Origin of the sequence: Paraflavitalea sp. CAU 1676, from assembly GCF_029223285.1 — a bacterium.
GTDB lineage: Bacteria > Bacteroidota > Bacteroidia > Chitinophagales > Chitinophagaceae > Paraflavitalea.
In genome coordinates this window covers 365,023-379,393 of record NZ_JARHUJ010000009.1, presented here as the reverse complement: position 1 = coordinate 379,393, position 14,371 = coordinate 365,023, and the positions used below count along the sequence as shown (strand labels likewise).

The 14,371-nt window shown below is 50.5% G+C and carries 11 protein-coding genes; 6 read left to right on the top strand and 5 right to left on the bottom strand.

Features of this window, described 5'->3' with window-relative positions:
* Nucleotides 1-20: 20 nt before the first annotated feature.
* The 3 genes from P2H89_RS28550 to P2H89_RS28540 all read right to left on the bottom strand — a co-directional run bounded on the left by P2H89_RS28550 (nucleotide 21) and on the right by P2H89_RS28540 (nucleotide 1,644).
* Nucleotides 21-443, bottom strand: coding sequence for a hypothetical protein (locus P2H89_RS28550; RefSeq protein WP_275833610.1), 423 nt, complete (start codon nucleotides 441-443; stop codon nucleotides 21-23).
* Nucleotides 444-451: 8 nt separating this feature from the next.
* Entirely contained in the window at nucleotides 452-985 is a 534-nt protein-coding gene (locus P2H89_RS28545) for a YceI family protein (RefSeq protein WP_275833608.1), read from the bottom strand.
* An 83-nt stretch (nucleotides 986-1,068) separates the two neighbouring features.
* On the bottom strand, nucleotides 1,069-1,644 hold the full coding sequence (locus P2H89_RS28540) for a YceI family protein (RefSeq protein ID WP_275833606.1): 576 nt from the start codon (nucleotides 1,642-1,644) through the stop codon (nucleotides 1,069-1,071).
* Nucleotides 1,645-1,785: 141 nt separating this feature from the next.
* On the opposite strand from P2H89_RS28540, the gene P2H89_RS28535 reads away from it, so the two are divergent.
* The 6 genes from P2H89_RS28535 to P2H89_RS28510 all read left to right on the top strand — a co-directional run bounded on the left by P2H89_RS28535 (nucleotide 1,786) and on the right by P2H89_RS28510 (nucleotide 9,380).
* The gene (locus P2H89_RS28535; protein ID WP_275833604.1) at nucleotides 1,786-2,151 is read left to right on the top strand and encodes a helix-turn-helix domain-containing protein; all 366 of its coding nucleotides are present in this window, start codon (nucleotides 1,786-1,788) and stop codon (nucleotides 2,149-2,151) included.
* Between the two features lie 45 nt (nucleotides 2,152-2,196).
* The gene (locus P2H89_RS28530) at nucleotides 2,197-3,216 is read left to right on the top strand and encodes a cation diffusion facilitator family transporter (protein ID WP_275833602.1); all 1,020 of its coding nucleotides are present in this window, start codon (nucleotides 2,197-2,199) and stop codon (nucleotides 3,214-3,216) included.
* Between the two features lie 49 nt (nucleotides 3,217-3,265).
* Nucleotides 3,266-3,961: a LytTR family DNA-binding domain-containing protein gene (locus P2H89_RS28525; protein WP_275833600.1), complete on the top strand. Its 696-nt coding sequence runs from the start codon at nucleotides 3,266-3,268 to the stop codon at nucleotides 3,959-3,961.
* 399 nt (nucleotides 3,962-4,360) lie between these two features.
* Complete coding sequence (locus tag P2H89_RS28520) at nucleotides 4,361-6,556, top strand: ATP-binding protein (protein ID WP_275833598.1); 2,196 nt, start codon at nucleotides 4,361-4,363, stop codon at nucleotides 6,554-6,556.
* 261 nt (nucleotides 6,557-6,817) lie between these two features.
* On the top strand, nucleotides 6,818-7,345 hold the full coding sequence (locus P2H89_RS28515) for a hypothetical protein (RefSeq protein ID WP_275833596.1): 528 nt from the start codon (nucleotides 6,818-6,820) through the stop codon (nucleotides 7,343-7,345).
* 127 nt (nucleotides 7,346-7,472) lie between these two features.
* Complete coding sequence (locus tag P2H89_RS28510) at nucleotides 7,473-9,380, top strand: AAA domain-containing protein (protein WP_275833595.1); 1,908 nt, start codon at nucleotides 7,473-7,475, stop codon at nucleotides 9,378-9,380.
* A gap of 87 nt (nucleotides 9,381-9,467) precedes the next feature.
* Here P2H89_RS28510 and P2H89_RS28505 read toward each other — a convergent pair whose 3' ends face one another.
* Both P2H89_RS28505 and P2H89_RS28500 read right to left on the bottom strand, forming a co-directional pair.
* Nucleotides 9,468-10,964, bottom strand: a complete 1,497-nt coding sequence (locus P2H89_RS28505; protein WP_275833593.1) for a RagB/SusD family nutrient uptake outer membrane protein — start codon at nucleotides 10,962-10,964, stop codon at nucleotides 9,468-9,470.
* A 19-nt stretch (nucleotides 10,965-10,983) separates the two neighbouring features.
* Nucleotides 10,984-14,364 (bottom strand): TonB-dependent receptor, encoded by a 3,381-nt coding sequence (locus tag P2H89_RS28500; RefSeq protein ID WP_275833591.1) that lies wholly within the window; start codon nucleotides 14,362-14,364, stop codon nucleotides 10,984-10,986.
* Nucleotides 14,365-14,371: the final 7 nt, after the last annotated feature.

Here is a 14,371-nt window from a genome sequence, read left to right as displayed (position 1 = left end):
GCCTCTTGTAACCGAATTTATTAAACTCCCGCAGGTTTGTCGTAATCTTTGACAGTCTGCTGAATGAATAATGGCTTGAGGGTAAACCAGGCGAGTGCCGGGAAAAAGTGCATTGGCACGGCCAGGCCGGGGAACAGTTCGGGAAACTCGATGTCGAGGGGAAGCTTTGCCGCAAGCGGTGTGAGGATGCTGGCGAAGCTCAGGATGACGAACACGAAGTTGAAGATCACTTCTCCTTTTCCTTTCATGATCTTGTAAAGGAGCCAGTAACCGATACCTGCCAGCAGGCCACCAATGAGGGTAGCTGCCAGGATCGACACCGTGCTGGTCACTTTTGAGAAGTCGACGCGGGTAGTGCTGAAATACACTTTATCATAGATCAGCGCTGCTACACCGGCGAGGATGCCCGATACTATACCTAATAATAACGCTCTTTTAAACATGCTGCCTTTTATTTTTTAGTAACAGGCACGTACACTTCGATCTTGATCACGCCTGCTGTTCCGGATGCGGGTTTACCGATGCCGAAATCATTGCGGTTAACGTTGAAGGTACCGGAGAACACGGCCTCATTGCCTTTGGGTACAAAAGCGAAGGGGATAGTGATCTCTTTCTTTACACCACGCATTTCCAGCGTTCCGGTGACTTGCCAGCCAGTACCTGCTTTGGCGATCTTGCTGGAATTAAAGACGATCGAGGGGTATTTGGCGGCATCGAACCATTCGGCACCGATGGCGTGCTTGTTCTGCATGCCATTACCCGTATTGATCGACTTAACATCGATCGTCACTGCGAAGTTGGAGGCGGCCAGGTTCTTTTCGTCGAAATTGATGGTACCGGTAAAGGTTTTAAAGATACCGGAAGCATCCTCGCCGGAGAACTTGATACTGTAATCGCTCTTAATGTTCCAGCTGCTGGCTATCGAGAAGGCAAACACTGCTGTTAAGGCCAGCAGTGTTGCGAATGATAATACGATCTTTTTCATCCGTAGTAATTAAGTTTTAATCTGGCCGGAAGATACTGCAAATGTGCTGACCTTCCAGCTGATTTTTATGGTACAAACCCGGATTAGTCTTTGGTGAATTCAAAGTCGCCGTTCAGGGACACTTCATCGGCCAGGGCTGCTGTGGGGAAACCGGTAGCGATACCGAAATCGGAACGTTTGATAACGCCGGTCACTTTAAAACCTACCATTTCCTTCTTGCTTTGGGGGTTTACTGCGTTGCCTACGTGTACGGCATCGAGTTCTACCTTTTTAGTTACGCCATGGAGGGTAAGGTCGCCTACCACTTTGTATTTCTTATCAGCTACTTTCTTGAAGGATGTGCTCTTGAAGGTAAGCTGGGGAAATTTGGCTGCATCGAAGAAATCGGCGCCTTTCAGGTGCTCGTCTCTTTGTCCATTGTCGGTATCGATGCTGGCTATTTCAGCTGTAAGGTCTACAGTAGCATTTTCGAAATCGGCACCGGGTGCATTGATGGTCAATTTGTAATCCTTGAAACTGCCGTTGAAGGTGGCAATACTCATGTGAGTAACGCTGAATCCAAAACGGGAGTGTACATTGTCGATCTTGTAAGAACCTGCAAATGGCAGGGTGAATGATAACAAGGCAATGGCGGCTACGACTGTAATTGCTTTAAACATTGGGTGAATTTTAATGTTCTTTAATAAGGCTTCTTTTCAGATTTGCGACACAAAAGTAGTTACCTTTACTATACAAAAGTAAGCACTATACAAAAGTATACCGGTATACTTTTGTATAGCAATATACAAATATTGCTCAATATGTCGACATTTGAGAAAGAGCTAAAAAATGTTAAAAGCTGCTCTGCCGAATACGTCCTGGCCGTCAATGATACGCTCAACGTATTGAATGGCAAATGGAAACTTCCGATTATCGGAACTTTATTATTTGGTAAGAAAAGATTCCGGGAAATTGAACGCTGCATCCCCAATATTACCTCCCGGATGTTATCCAAAGAACTTAAGGAATTGGAACTGAATGGTATGGTAAAACGAACCGTTTACGACAGTATTCCCGTTTGTGTGGAATATGAGCTCACCAAATCGGGCAAAACGCTCACTTTGGTGCTCGATAGCATGGCCGTATGGGGGCTAAGACACCGGAAAGTTGTCATGACCAATGAATAAGTGTGGTTAAATTGTTTTCACTTTGTATTAACAAACAATGATCTTTTGAGCCAGCCTCCAAACCATAATCACGGACATTCGCACCAACATGAGCACAGCCATCCTTCTCCCGGGCTGGCAGGTCATGTGCATGGTGAACATGAGCATGGAGCAAGTTGTACGCACGGCGCTCATGAACACGGAGTAGGCCTGCATGTGCACCCGGTGGTAAAGAACATGCGGGTAGCGTTAATACTGAACAGTGTATTTACGGTGATCGAATTTATTGGGGGCGTTTATACCAATTCGGTGGCGATCATTTCCGATGCCATACATGATTTGGGAGATACCGTTGCGATCGCTGCGGCCCTTGTGCTGGAAAAGCAATCGAGCAAAGGACGCACGGCGATGTTCAGCTATGGCAAGCGAAGGTTTTCGATCCTGGCGGCTTTCCTCACATCCCTAATACTGATCATTGGAGCAGTTATCATTTTGCGCGAAGCTATACCGCGCTTCTTTGCGATTGAACCGGTTAAAACCGTGGGTGTATTGTGGCTGGCAGTAGCCGGCATCTTATTCAATGGACTGGCCATCCTGCGATTGCGAACGGGAGAACCACAGTCGCTGAACCAACGGGCGGTCATGCTGCACCTCGTGGAAGATGCTTTGGGATGGATTGCCGTATTGGTGGGCGCCGTGATCATGTATTTCACCCATTGGTTCTGGATCGACCCCTTGTTATCGGTAGGCATTGCCATTTTTGTGCTCTACAATGCTATACGCAATATCATAGCCACCCTCCGGATCTTTCTGCAAGCCGCTCCGGCTTCTGTCGACACGCAGGCGATCGTGAATGAGTTGCTGATGCTGCCCGGCGTACAGGCTGTACACGATGTGCACCTGTGGAGCATGGATGGCGAAAAGAATGTGCTTTCCCTTCATCTTGTAGTTGATAGTTCTATCGACATGCGGGCAGCGGGCAAATTACTACAGCAGGCCCGCGACATCACCTCTGCCCGTAACATTTATCATCCCACCATCCAGGTAGAGCCGGCCGGCATTCATTGCAGCCTGGAAGATTGCTGACGGTTACGGCCACTATTGCAGGCACGCCCAGAATAGTTATATTTAGTATATGAACTGCCTGATCATTGATGACAATAAAATAGCCAGGACTACACTGAAACAATTGGCCAGTCAGGTAAAAGACCTGCAGGTAGAAGGAGAATGCACGAATGCAGTGGAAGCCTGGAACCTGATCCAGGAAAAACCGGTGGACCTGCTGCTCCTCGATATTGAAATGCCAGGCATGAGCGGCCTGGAGCTAATCCGCAACCTGGGCGACAAACGCCCGGTGATCGTTTTTACCACTTCCAAAAAAGAGTATGCTGCAGAGGCCTTCGAGCTGAATGTGGCAGACTATATAGTGAAACCGGTTACCCCGGCCCGTTTCCTGCAGGCGATCGACCGTGTGCGGGAGATACTGGCCAGCAACCAGGAGGTAGTTAATTACACCCCGGACTCCTTTATCTTTTTCCGCGACTCGAATGTGGTGCGCAAGCTGAACCTCGATGAACTCCTCTATGCAGAAGCGATGGGCGATTATGTAAAACTGCATACACCCGGTAAATTTTACGCCATTCATACCACCCTGAAGGCCGTGGAAGAAAGGCTGCCGCCCGGGCAGTTTCTCCGGGTGCACCGCTCTTACATAGTGGCAGTGAGCAAGATAGACACGATACAGGAAGGGGCCCTCATCGTAAACGGCAAGCCTGTACCTGTTGCCGATGCTTACCGGAGTGCACTGAACAAGCGGATGAACATTTTATGAAAAGGTGCCTTTTCAATTCCTTAACAAATAGAGCCCTCTTATAACCCGGAATTTGCCGGACTTTACCGATCGGTTTGTCCGATTCGCCGATTGATTTGACCGGATCGCCGTGTTGCCCTTGGCCGGAAACCGTATCTGGTGCAACTTTACATCAGCAATTCACGCTACACGATTTAGTTCTTTATCTTTTTTTCATAAGCAGTTAGTTTTGGTTTACGGCCCCGGTTTCTACCGGGGCCTGTTTTTTTAGATACCATGAAGTCATTCTCCATTATATTATTCATCGCCGACACCCTGTTACTGATCGGGCTTGTGTTGTTGTACAGGAAGACGGCCCATAGGAGCCGGCACAAGCGTGGTTGACCGTTTTACACTACATTAGCATAATATTCTCCGGTAATGACCAGTAAAAAAATCATCTATTATATACTGGCTGCCTTTATTGCGGGCAACTTACTGTTAATCTACCTGCAATACAATTCTGCAACAAACATCAATGGGTTGATCGATGGCAATGAGCGCCTGCTACAGGAGTTCCGGATCGGCAATGAACTAAGGACCCTGGAAAAAAGCGTTCATGCTATTGAGAACGGCGTATTGCACACCATCAGCTCCAACGACACCGTGAATATCGAAAATATCGAACACCAGGTAACGGAAGCGGAGCGCGACCTGGGCATGTTGCAGAATATCAATGACGATGACAGTACCGTGAAATACATCGATGCGCTGGATTCGCTGGTGCGGATGAAGCTGGCGATCAGTCACCGGATCATCGACACCTTTCACCAGGCGGGCCGCCCTGCCGCAGAGGCATTGTTTGCGACACCGATCAACAAGCGGCTGACGCATGATATCGCCACAACAGCGCATATGATCGACAGCAGCCGCCAGACCTTATTAGCCGTGCTTACAGAAGACATGGACCGGAATGGTCGGGAAGCCCGCACGGCTGGCATGATACTGATCATTGTGGTACTGGTGAGCGGAGCCGTGCTTTTCTGGTTCATCATCAGCAAGATCGGCCAGCAGCAGGAGCTGATCGTGCAACTGGATGCGTCGGAAAAGAAAGTGCGGGAAGCGGCGCGCATCAAGGAAAACTTCATGGCCAATATGAGCCACGAGATACGCACGCCGATGAATGCCATACTGGGCTTCACCAGCTTGTTGCGAAAACGTGAACAGGACCCCATTTCACAGGACTATGTACAGGCCATTCAGCGATCGGGCGATAACCTGCTCACGATCATCAATGATATCCTCGACCTGTCGAAGATAGAAGCGGGCATGATGCGCATCGAGCCCACGCCTTTCAGCGTGCGGGAAATGATGTATTCGGTGGAGACCATGTTTCTCGAAAAGATCCGTGAAAAGGGATTACAGTTCCACACTACTATTGCTGCCGATGTGCCAGACACCCTGCATGGCGATGCCACACGGCTAACGCAGGTACTGGTGAACCTGATCGCCAATGCGGTGAAGTTTACCCAATATGGCTCTATTTCAGTGGATATTACCAATGAAGGCATCAAGGACAATACGATCGCGCTCAGCATCAAGGTAACCGATACCGGTATCGGTATTGAAAAAGACAAGCTGCCTGGCATCTTTGAGCGCTTCAGGCAGGCGGAAGATTCCATTACACGCAAGTATGGAGGCACGGGCCTGGGTCTTTCGATCGTGAAGGACCTGGTGGAATTGCAGGGAGGAAGGATCGAAGTGAGCAGTGAGCCGGATAAAGGCAGTTGCTTTCAATTGATGATCCCCTACAAGATCACCACCGAATCGATTGCCACCAATGGAAAATGGAACTCTCCGTTATCCAGGACCACGGTGCCTTCACATGTCCGCATCCTGGTAGTAGAGGACAATGAGATCAACCAGCAGCTCATGCGGCACTTGCTGGGCTATTGGCAACTGCCATTCGATTTGGCCAGCAATGGGAAGGAAGCCATTGAACGGCTGGAGGCACAGGCTTACGATCTTATTCTCATGGATATCCAGATGCCCGGCATGGATGGATATACGGCTACCGCGCGCATCAGGGACAGCTTACACCTTACCACTCCCATCATTGCAATGACGGCACATGCCCTGGCCGGCGAACGGGAAAAATGCCTGGCTGCCGGGATGAATGAATACATTTCCAAACCGATACAGGAAGAAGAGCTATACCGGCTGATCAATAAATTTACCGGCGGGGGTGAATTGCCAGCACCGGGCAATAAAGCCATGTACCCGGCTTCTCAAAACAACTACCGGCATATCGATCTTGGCTATATGCAGGCCGTAAGCAATGGCAATAAAGATTATGAAAAGACAGTTACAGAACAATTCCTGGAAATGATCCCGGAAGACCTGAAGAGCCTGGAACTTGCGTACTCCCGTAAGGACTTCATCATGATCCGGGTGCTGGCGCACAATATGAAGACCTCGGTGTCGGTGATGGGCCTTACCGAAAAGCTGCAACCTTTCCTGGATGAGCTGGAACGGGACGACCGGGAGGAGGGAGCCATACTGCAAAACATCAAAGCGGTGCAGCATATCTGCATCCCTGCGCTAAAAGAAGCCCGCCATTTTTATTCTACGCTGTAGCACTTCGTTTATTTTATACCAGACAGCTAAACAGTCATTCGGAAAGCAGCCCGGTCTATTGCAATCTTTCGTATTCCTCCTGTCGCCGATCGTTTTTGCCTGTTAGCCGACTCCCGCTTTTCCGGGCTATTCAACAGCTGTAGCTTTATTCCAGCAATTCATTATTACCATTAAAATTTTAGAACAATGAGAACGCTGGTTATTGCCGCTCTGGCATTCATAAGCACAACAAGTGCAGCTCTCGCCCAACCTACTGAAGATTTGGCAAGTTTAAGCAAGGATCCTTCTTCCACTACTCATAATACTGTTGAAACCCGAAAAGAAAAACGCGAGGAGAAACGGGAAGCGCGCAGGGAACTTCGTAAGCTCGAAGGCCCTGCTGTAAGCTACCAATCGAAAGAGCAGTTTGCCATCGACTTTGGCGTGCTGCCAGACGTGACCTGGTCGCGCACCAAATATTTTGATGAAGCGACTTTCGAGAAAGACGGTCAAACGACGACGGCCTACTATGACATCATGAACAACCTGGTAGGTACTACTGCGGTGAAGACATTCTCCGACGTACCGGTAGCCGGGCAACATTATATCCAAAAGAAATACAAGGACTATACCATCGAAAAAGTGATCCTGTTCGACGACAACGAGGCCAACGAGACCGACATGTTGTTGTTTGGCGAACCTTTTGACGATGCGGACAACTATTTTGTAGAACTGCAAAAGGATAACAAGCAGATCATTGTGCGCGTAGACTCCAGCGGCTCGGTTTTCTATTTCACTACACTTAAATAATCAGGGACGGATATAGACGGTAAGGGCCTCCCCGCTTGCGGGGAAGCCCTTTTTCTATGGCCGTCAATCAATTAGCCGCAAAGGGCGGAATGAGCCCTTTAAGGCCGAAGATTGTACCTTTGCGCCCATGGAATATTTCAAGCGCCTGCAGGAATTATTGAAGATCGAGCAGGAAGCAGACAAACAATTGTATCAGCAACAGGCAGCTACCTTATCGGTAAACGAGCGCAGGGCCTATGGCCTGACCTGGTATCCCATCGCTATCCGTGATACGGAAATGACGCGGGGAGACTATATATCGGTTGAGGTGGAGCGCACTACCCACCAGGATATCGTACACCAGCTGCGTTTTGGCGCAGCGGCCGCTCTTTTCTCGAACCACGATCCCAAACAGGATCGTGTAGAAGGTGTGGTCACTTTTCAGGGTGGCAATAAGCTGAAGATCACTTTGCGAGCTGATGAGTTGCCCGACTGGGCACGTGATGGCAAACTCGGCATTGACCTGCTGTTTGACGACAACAGCTACGATGAAATGCAGCAGGCTTTGAAACTCGCTATGGCGCGTAGCGAGAAAAAAGAAGAAGGCCGCCTGATCCAGGTATTGACAGGTGCAAGCGCCCCCGCTTTCGATAAAGAATTCTTTCCCTACCCTATTGCTTCGCTGAATGCTTCGCAACAGGCGGCAGTTCATAAGATAGTATCGGCTACTGATCTCGCCATCGTGCACGGACCTCCCGGCACCGGTAAAACGACTACGCTGGTACAGGCCATCAAGGCCCTCATCAAACACGAACCCCAGCAGATATTGGTAGTGGCTCCCAGCAATGCCGCGGTGGATCTGCTGAGTGAGAAGCTCTCCGATGAGGGCTTGAATGTTTTACGGGTGGGCAATCCGGCACGGGTATCAGAGAAACTGGCTTCGTTGACCCTGGACAGCAAGGCAGCAGAGCACCCCAGTATGAAGGAGATCAAGCGGCTGAAGAAGCAGGCTTCTCAATACAAGGATATGGCGCATAAGTACAAGCGCAGCTTTGGGAAGGCGGAACGGGAGCAGCGCAAGGCGCTCTTCGATGAGGCGCACAAGATCATGAAAGAGGTGGAGAACACCGAACAATACATCACTACCGATCTGTTGTCGAAGGCACAAGTGGTGACAGCCACGCTGGTAGGTGCCAACCACTACACGGTGCGCCACCTGAAATACCGTACGGTAGTGATCGATGAAGCTGGCCAGGCGTTGGAGCCAGCCTGCTGGATACCTATCCTGAAAGGGCAGAAACTGGTGCTGGCGGGCGACCATTGTCAATTACCGCCCACCATTAAATCGGAAGAAGCGGCCCGCAAAGGATTGGCCAATACCCTGCTGGAGAAATGTGTGCAGCTGCATCCCGAAGCGGTAGTGCTGCTGGAAGAGCAATACCGGATGCACGAAACCATCATGGGCTATTCGTCGCAGGTATTTTATGGCAATAAGCTGAGGGCACATGGTTCGGTAGCGAAACACGTGCTGTTCGATGCAGACAAACCACTTGCCTTTATCGATACGGCAGGCTGCGGGTTTGATGAAAAGCAGGACGGCACCAGCACGACCAACCCGGAAGAAGCTGCTTTCCTGTTCAGGCATCTTACCCAACTGGTGGGTGAACTTTCCAAGCAATATGAAGTGGCAAGTTTCCCCAGCATTGCAGTGATCTCTCCCTATAAACAACAAGTGGAACTACTGAAGGAGCAGCTGATCCACTCTCCTACCCTCAAGGAATTGAACGGACGCATTTCGGTCAACACCATCGACAGCTTCCAAGGCCAGGAGCGGGATATTGTCTATATCGGTATGACGCGAAGCAATTCCGACAACAAGATCGGCTTCCTGTCAGATACGAGACGTATGAACGTGGCGATGACCAGGGCCCGCAAAAAGCTGGTGGTGATCGGCGACAGTGCTACCCTTTCACAGCTACCGTTCTATGCTGACTTTATCTCCTATGCGGAACAGCACGACTCCTGGCAAAGTGCCTGGGAGTTTGTGGATGAATAGCAGCTGACAACTATCCATTGTTACATAAAACAAACGCCGGTGGCACTTCTGCTCACCGGCGCTTTCATGTACGGATGCGACGTTCTATTACCAGCCAAAGTTTTGCTTGATGATGCCTCCCCCGTTGTCGATGGCCGACTGAGGCACCGGCCAGATATGGTGGATAGCAGGATCAAAATTCCGGGCGGGCCACACGATCGACCCGTTCAAATGATGGAGCGGCTGCGCATAAGCTGCTTTCGCATCTCCCCATCGTACCAGGTCGAAATGACGATTGGACCATTCGCCTGCCAGTTCACTTCTTCTTTCGCGTTTAAGATTGGCCATGGTGGCATTGGTGAGCGGTGTTAACCCGGCACGCGCCCTTACTTTATTGATCTCGGCATCGGCATTCTTGTTTTGCATGAGCTTTGCTTCGGCCATGATCAGCAACACCTCTGCATAACGCATGAGCGGCACATTGAGGTTGGTAGTGGGATGGTTTCCATCGGGATTCAGCTGCGTGCCGTCTTTATAACCAAATGGCTCCATGTATTTATTGAACTGATAACCGGTGAGACTGTTGGCTGAGCCATACACGACGCTATCGCCCCAGAAGAGGAACTTATCGCCCGTTTTAAGGATGGTCACCTCCCGGCGTTGATCGCCCGGCTCATAGGAATCGTACAGTTCTTTGGTGGGTTGATAGTATCCCCATCCATTGTATTTGCCCCAACCTTTGTTTTCGAGCATTACGCCCGGCAGGATACTTCCCCAACGGGTATTGGACAGGGCCGACCAGATGTATTCGGGCGACCAGTTATTGGCGATGGTAAACGCCTGCTTGAATGGCTTTACCAGGTCGTGCTTATTACTGGCTATGACCAGCGCGGCATATTTTTCGGCATTGGCCCAATCCTTTTTGTACAAGGCCGTCTTAGCCAGGAAGGCCCAGGCAGCGGTTTTGTGGGCGCGGCCATAATCTTCGGGCTTAAGTTCGTTGAAGTAAGGGAGCAGGTCGGCTGCTTTGAGAAGTTCCTGTTCGATGTACGCATAATTGGCGGCAACGTTGGCAGCTCTTGGTATGAGGGTTTCTTCGGGCTTAGTGCGATCTACGATGGGCACGCCCATTTTATCATCGCCATAGTTGTAGGCCAATTGAAAGTACATCAGCCCGCTGAGGAAATAAGCCTCGCCGAGGATGCGCTTTCTGAGGTCTTCGTTCATGGTGATCTTTGGCACATTCAATATGATATCGTTGGCGCGTTTGATCACGATGTAACGCATTTTCCATTGATCGCGGGTGTATGATCCGCCATTGAATGCCTTATTGAAGTTCTTGATATTTTCTGCCTGTGCATTGCTGCGACCGGTGACCATATCGTCGCTGGCATTGATATACCACATGTATCCCCTGCCGTAGAACTCTTCTCCATCAAACTGTTCATATAGGGCATTGGCCGCCTTTACGGCATCGGCTTCGGTTTTCCAGAAGTTACCACTGGTGGGTGTTCCTTCGGGCGTTATGTCGAGGGCAGTTTTGCTACAACCGGCTCCCAGCAAACTTATCAGCAGGGCCGACATTACTATATTTCTGTTACGCATGGTTCTTTTTTGTGCTGGTTTAGAAATTTACATTGAGGCCAAAGAATACGGCGCGGGCCTGCGGATAGCGGCCTTTATCGATGCCAAACTCATCCATCCCCACTTCGGGATCGAACCCGGTATACTTGGTGATCGTGAGTACGTTGTTGCCGGTTACGTACAGGCGCACTGACCGTACCTGCATTTTTTCGGACAGGCGGGCCGGCAGTGTGTAACCGAGGGTAATGTTCTTGATACGGAGATAAGATCCCTTTTCTATGTACCAATCGGAGGTTGTCCCAAAGTTGCCATTGGCATCGCTGTACGATACGCGGGGTATATCAGCATTGGGATTCTGCGGGGTCCAGGCTCCTTTGATGTCATCGAGCATATTGTAACCCTGTATGGCGGCATTGAGGCCGGTAAACTTCAGACCATTGAACAGCTTGTTGCCTTGTACCCCTTGTGCAAACAGGTTAAGGTCGAAATTCTTGTAGGAAGCGTTGAAGCTGATGCCATAGCTGAAATCGGGATAGGCATTGCCAATGTATTCTTTATCGTCGTTGTCGATGGTGCCGTCGCCATCTTTATCGATGAAACGGAGATCGCCGGGTTTTGCATTGGGCTGTATGAGGTTGCCGTCCTTGTTCTTATAGGCATTCACTTCTTCCTGCGATTTGAAAAGGCCGTTGGTGCGGACCACATAATAGCTGTACAATGCTTCGCCGGGTGCAGAACGTACGGGATCGAGGGTGGCACGCACATTGGAATACCCAGTGATGACTGGCAGGTCGTTGGAAAGGGAGAGCAGTTTATTGCTGATGCGGGTGGCACTCACGTTCACTGAATACTGGAAGGCTTTACCGGGTGCGCTGTTGTAGCCCAGGTTGAGTTCGATGCCTTTGTCTTCAGCTTCTCCCGCATTCTTCCAGGCGCCGTCTGATACACCAAGCGTAACAGTAGGAGCAGGCTTCAGCAGCATATCCTGGGTGCGCTTGATGAAATAGTCGGCCGAGAAGGTGATGCGGTTGTTCAGTGCAGCCATGTCTATCCCGATATTGGTTTGTTTGGACTTTGCCCAACGGAGGTTGGGATTGGACAGGCCATTTTGTGCCAGGCCGAATACCTGTACGGGATTTTGTCCGAGGTAAGCCGACACGGTCGACAGCGGTACATTGATGGCTACGTTATCGAGACTGCCGAGGTTACCCAATACGCCATAGCTGCCGCGCAGTTTGAGGTCGCTGAGCCATTTGATGTTGCTCATGAATTTCTCCTGGCTGATGCGCCAGCCTGCTGAAACAGAAGGGTATACCTCCCACCGGTTGTCGGCCCCGAGTTTGGATGTTCCGTCGCGGCGCACGATGGCAGTAAGGAGGTATTTATCCTGGTAATCATAGGTTATTCTCGCTAAGTAGGATATGAGGGCCGATTCGCTTTTGCCGCTACCGGGCTTAAAATAATCCACGGCGTTCTGGAAATAGCGAAGTTCTTCGCGCTCGTCATCGAAATTCTTTACGTTGATGGAATAGGATTCATCCACGTCTTTCTGATAAGTATAGCCGGCTACCGCAGTGATATTGTGTTCACCTGCTATGCTGGTATTGTAATTAAGTGTTTGCTCGGCAAGGATGGTAGAGCCGGGGCCACCGCTTTGAAACAGTTCGTTGCTCAGGTTGCGTTTGCCGGGCTCGAGCACTTTGGGCCTGAACTCTTTCCAGGTCGAGAACCTTTTAGTGATACCCAGGTTGGAGCGGAAATTCAAACCCCGGAGGATACCTATTTCGAGATAGGGGTTGATCACGAATACGTGGGTAGGGTTATGAATATCGATCCGTTGGAGATAAGCGACCGGGTTGATCACATCACCGTAGGAACCAGCCCAGGCTTCGGGAAGTCCGTTGAAGGACCCATCTGCCTTGTAGGGCGTAACGTTGGGTGGATAAAATATGGCCGAGATGATGGCTCCTTCATAGGCGCTGTTGGTATTGGCGCCATTGCCTTTGGTATATTGATACGAAAGGTTCTCACCGATCTTCAACCATTTATTGACGGTGAAAGAGCTGTTCAACCTGAAGTTGAAACGGTCGGTTTGGGTATTGAGCAGGATGGCATCGTTGTGGCGATAACCGAATGACATGTAGTGTACAGATTTATCGCTGCCACCACTTACGCTCACGTTGTAGTCCTGGATGTAGCCTGTACGGAACACTTCATCCATCCAGTTGGTGCGGGTGATGCGCCCATCGGGGTTTTTGGTGGCGTCGAATACATCTTTGCGTGGCTGGCCGGCATTGTCTGCAGCCAGATTGCTGATATCGGCATAGTCGCTGGCATTAAGCGGTTGGAGCTTTTTCCAGGGCGACTGAATTCCATACTTCACATCCACATTGACCTGGCTCCTGTTGGCGCGGCCTTTGCGGGTTGTGACGAGTATAACGCCGCCGGAGGCGCGAGCTCCATAGATGGCAGCAGAGGCATCCTTCAATACGGTCATGGATTCTACATCGGCCGGGTTGGGGGGACCGCCGGGGGTAATGACTCCATCCACTACCCACAATACAGATTCTCCGTTGATACCACCAAGACCACGGATATTGATGCGCGGAGCGACCGTAGGATCGCCGCCCTCGTTCTGCACGACAACCCCGGGCACTTTGCCCTGCAACATTTCGGCGGGATTGTTGAATGACCTTGATTCGGCTTTATCGAGCGGCACTTGCGACACGGCGCCGGTAAGGTGTGTTCTTTTCTGGGTTCCGTATCCTACCACGACCACCTGATCCAGGTAAGTGCTGGCTTTTTCAAGCTGCACTTCCAGTTGCAGATCGTTGCCAACCACCAGCTGGCGCGATTGATAACCCACTATGGAGAACAGCAGCACGGCACTGTTGTTGGGCACTGCTATCGTGAATACACCGGACGCATTGGTGAGCACGCCACCGGGTTGGCCTTGTACAGATACCGAGACTCCCTCGAGAGGATCGTTGCCAGCTCTCACGGTACCGGTCACTTTATGTTGCTGATCACCGGCCGTGGATGTTCCCGGGTCTTCTGCCTGCCCGGACCGGTCGTCGTTTCCCTTGCTGAAGAGTACGATGGTATTGTGTTTCTGTTCTACCCCAAGATCGGTCTGCGACCTGATGAGCCCTAAGAGTTCGTTTACCTCCAGCTTAAAGCCAGCGGGAACGCGGAGGCTGTACTTTTCGATCAACTCCCGGTCGTAGGCAAACCTGACGGGCGATTTGCCGGATAGAGAGTCCAGCAATTTCTTCAGGGGTACTTTCTGACTGGTCGTCGCGGCAGAAGACTGGGCATGTGAGTGCAATGGCATGATGATGCCAGCTATGCCCGTACAGGACAATAAGAGCCCTACCGAAAGCACTTGTGGTGCTTTCGCCAATCGCTTTCTAAGGTTCATATGATGT